This window comes from Photobacterium carnosum, from assembly GCF_021236965.1.
GTDB classification, from domain to species: domain Bacteria; phylum Pseudomonadota; class Gammaproteobacteria; order Enterobacterales; family Vibrionaceae; genus Photobacterium; species Photobacterium carnosum.
In genome coordinates, this window is record NZ_WMDN01000052.1 from 1 (window position 1) to 2,787 (window position 2,787).

General features: G+C 35.6%; 2 protein-coding genes. Both read left to right on the forward strand.

What is annotated here, in order from left to right:
• Positions 1-435: 435 nt before the first annotated feature.
• Complete coding sequence (locus GLP24_RS19685; RefSeq protein ID WP_144043139.1) at positions 436-1,122, forward strand: hypothetical protein; 687 nt, start codon at positions 436-438, stop codon at positions 1,120-1,122.
• Positions 1,123-1,700: 578 nt separating this feature from the next.
• Positions 1,701-1,895 carry a hypothetical protein gene (locus GLP24_RS19690; protein ID WP_144043140.1) on the forward strand — a complete coding sequence of 65 codons (195 nt, stop codon included), beginning with the start codon at positions 1,701-1,703 and terminating at the stop codon, positions 1,893-1,895.
• Positions 1,896-2,787 lie beyond the last annotated feature (892 nt).

Consider the following 2,787-nt stretch of genomic DNA (forward strand, 5'->3'; position numbering starts at 1 on the left):
TGCCTTGGGAGACTGTAAAATTCGCAGTGCCTTGGGAGACTGTAAAATTCGCAGCGCCTTGGGATATAGCCATTATTTCTCGATTATCATCGCAGCGCCTTGGGAGACTGTAAAATTCGCAGCGCCTTGGGAGACTGTAAAATTCGCAGCGCCTTGGGAGACGAATAGGAAACGGCAGTGCCTTGGGAGACTGTAAAATTCGCAGTGCCTTGGGAGACTGTAAAATTCGCAGCGCCTTGGGAGATCTCTCCCAAGGCAATGCCTTGGGAGACGAATAGAATATATACCAAAGCAATGCTAAAAAACTAAGGAAGAAGCCATAGCGGTAAGCGACAGTCATCTACAGGGCCAATAACGAGCGTCCCATGATGCAATGTTGATGATGGTTCTAAAAAAAGATATTCCCATTAAAATTACAACGCTTAACGTTGAACCTTGCGTAAGCAAGTGGTAATGTTCTTTGCATTCTCGGTGTTAGGTTGGTTAGTGATGATGTTCAATAAAAATATTTTAATGGCTTTACCGCTCCTCTTAAGTTGCAACTACACGATCGCAGATACTAATCTTGATAGCGGTATTTCTAGTGCTAACAATATGAACAAGTGCCCATTAATGATTTTTAGGTTGAGCGACATTGAATCTCGGCTTCGTGCGTATTTAGAGCCTGAATTTGATAAAGTAAAAAATACTGAAATACTTGCTGCAGAAACCTATAACTACTTAGTGGGTGACATTGATAGTAATCTCCCTGATGAGATATTGACGTATCGTAATCTACTTACTAAATATAATTCGATGTGTACTTCAGATGTTACCGAATCCCCCAGAGCAACATTTAGCTTAAAAGATTTCATCCGTGATTATGATGAGTACATTGATTGGGTTAAATTGGATCACGTAAAGGATCCTGAGTCGATTAAGTGTGAACAGTTATTTCAAACGGAATCAAGTTTAATTAATCAAATAAAAAGTCTTGGTGATGTCACCATCGACGATTCAAAAAAACAAGAATTACAGAAGCCTTTAATTCGTTATAAATTCTTAATTGATATCGACATGGCTAATCATAAGTGCTGGAAATATAATGCGAGTGAATTTATCGCTTTTTATCAAAAGCCATAAGTTTCAATGAGTGATAGCTGGTGACCCGTTTTATATCGCCAGTTATCTATTTTACCATTACACACCCAACACCAGAGAACATGGATGCAATTCGAACATCACTCCGAATTCTAATTCCATTCCTAATAAAAATAATCAAAACTAAACCCATTAATCGTTAATTCAATCAAACTATTATTATATATCGCCCCCTTTGCTTTTAATTATTAATCAAAACTCCTATTTTAATTTTAAATTATTTCATTTTCATATCGCTACTGATTATCACCGAGGATTATTATCGTAGTTGCATTACAATTATTCCCTAGCTAATATAATTAACTAGCACCTCACTTTAATGGTGAGAGTAAATATTGATCATCATTTAATATTTGTATGAACGATACAATTAAATATTCGTAAGCACTGAACAATATTTAAAACACACCTGTTAAAGTTGTAAGTAAGTTACGAAATTAATTTAAATATTAAAAATGACAAACTTGAGTTGTTAGGGGATGATTGTCTAGATGGTATGTTTTTATATTAGCCTAAAGAATGAATTCTAAATGAATAAGAAAAAAGAAAGGATAGCAATCATGATGGAGCACCTAAACACTCCAGAGCATATCAGAAGTAGTTTAACGGGGATCTACATGAAACGGTTGACCACATTAGATGCATCAAAAGAATCGTGTGTTAGTTACGCGATGATGAGTGAATGGGTAGCAAAGATAGATAACGAGTTTAATTATTTTTGTAAGTTAGTGTCAGCGACAGGTAGGAAAAAATAAAAATATTTTCTAAGGATAATGGATAGAATTAAAAAAGATAAAGGCATCGATATCTATAACAAGGTTTAGTATCGATGCCTTTATTGTTTTTAGTTTACTTCAACGATTGCAGTCAGGTACGCCTTTAGACCAAGATAGGGTTACCCGTTGATTGTAGCGACAAACTATCCCGCCTTCACTTACGATTCGATAGTCGCATTTGTAATGGTATCTTCACTTAAACTCAATCCTTGCCATATAACTCGCTCAGAGCGGTCTGGTGCGCCGTTATCATTGGTATTGATACCATTGGGTAGGTTATCGTCGATTGAGGCGTCAGGGGCGGGATATTAAGGATTATTTTTAGTGCTTGGCTGATGTAGTTATCAAACAAATTTAACGTATTCGTATCGTTAACGTTATTTATTGAATAATTAGTAGTAATAGGCAGTGTACAGCGAGGCATGGAGATGTAATTGATGATGTTGCTGTGGATAGAGAGATTATTAGCTGGTATTAAAATCACTGTAAGTCCAGATATAGTCATTATCGTCGTATCTGGACTTATTGTTATTGCATTACGATTTAAGTAATAGATATGGTTATTGCTCTGCAAGTATGTCACCCATTTTTTTATTTTCTGTTAATTCCCCCACCCATTTTCTGTTAAGTAACCACTACTTGTTAGTTCCTCACTTAACTTTATTGGTTATCAATTCGTATCGTTTTCTAATTACAGTCGAACGTCACAGACATAATCGACATAATTTATTTTTTACAAGTTGTCTTATACAATGGTTGTTGATTTTGTAGTAACATCAAGCAGAAAATAACAACTAACAACTTAGGGTGGAAATGTAGAGAAGGTCTTGTTACTGAAGATGGCGATAATTTAAAAGTTGATCTACAGATA